This window comes from Streptomyces graminilatus (assembly GCF_001418565.1).
Classification (GTDB): Bacteria; Actinomycetota; Actinomycetes; order Streptomycetales; family Streptomycetaceae; genus Streptomyces; species Streptomyces graminilatus.
Map to the genome: position 1 here is coordinate 1 of NZ_LIQQ01000806.1, position 1059 is coordinate 1059.

At 73.0% G+C, this 1059-nt stretch carries 1 protein-coding gene; it reads right to left on the reverse strand.

Annotation, left to right across the window (positions count from 1 at the left end):
* A partial coding sequence (locus AOK08_RS41750) for a ketoacyl-ACP synthase III family protein (RefSeq protein WP_055535790.1) occupies positions 1-899 on the reverse strand: 899 nt, incomplete at its 3' end.
* Positions 900-1059: the final 160 nt, after the last annotated feature.

Genomic DNA, 1059 nt, shown 5'->3' on the forward strand with positions numbered 1-1059 from the left:
GCGAACTGGTCGCCGGCGCCGAGGTGTCCGGTGCGGCGGCCGAACTCCCAGGTGGTGCGGTCCTCGGGCACCCCGAGCAACTGCTCGGCCTGCCAGGTCATCTTGCTGCGGCCACCGGTCGGGATGACGGCGTGGGCGATGTCCTCGCGCTCGGTCCCGGCGTCCGCGAGGGCGTCGTCGACGGCGCCCTTGACCATGGCGATCAGGCGGTCGGTGGCCTCGCGGATGTTTCCGCCGCCGGAGCGCAGGTAGTGGGCGAAGCGTTCGGCGTGGTCGTACGGCTCCTGAGAGGGCAGCGGGGCGAGGCCCGCGCCCCTGGCCAGCGCCTCCATCCGGTTGTCGGCGCGGGTCGCGGTCGACAGGACGCGGGCGAAACCGTCGCGGTTGGAGAGCACCAGGGCGGTGCCGCCGTCGGCGTAGACGAGGCCGGCCTCGGCACTCCAGCGCTTGATCAGCGGCTCGGCGAAGCGGTCGGCGGTGGTGAGCACCACGGCGGCGTCGTCGGCCTCGGTGGTCAGCTGGCGGGCGGCCAGCTCCAGCGAGGCGATCGCCGCGTTGCACTCCTGCTTCACCTCGAACGCCGGCACGCTCCAGTGGACGGCGTGGTCCGCGACGTACGACGCCACCGGCCACATGTTCTGGCCCTGGAACCAGACGTAGTTGTGCAGCAGCAGGCGCACGGTCTCCGGGGCGAGGGCGGACCGCTTGAGCGCGGTCGTGGCGGCCTGCACCGCCATGTCGGGTGGCGCGACGTCGTCGCCGGCCACGCGGACGGACAGCAGGCCGTCCGCCTCGAACTGCTCGGGATCGTAGTCACCCGCCTCCACGGCGGCGCGGGCGGAGAACGGTTCGGGGAGCCAGGCCCCCGTCCCCGCCACGTAAACGCTTTCCCAGCGCATGGTTCTCCCATCTTCGGTTGGCTCACCCAGGGACGGCCGGGCCGCCGAGCCGCACGGCCCGGGTCCTGGGATCCGCCCTGCGGTGATGGTCGGGCCTGACGCTTTGGCCCGGCTAAAGACCGGTAGGGGGTGCCTGGCGGCGGGCTGGTGGCTGTCTCTT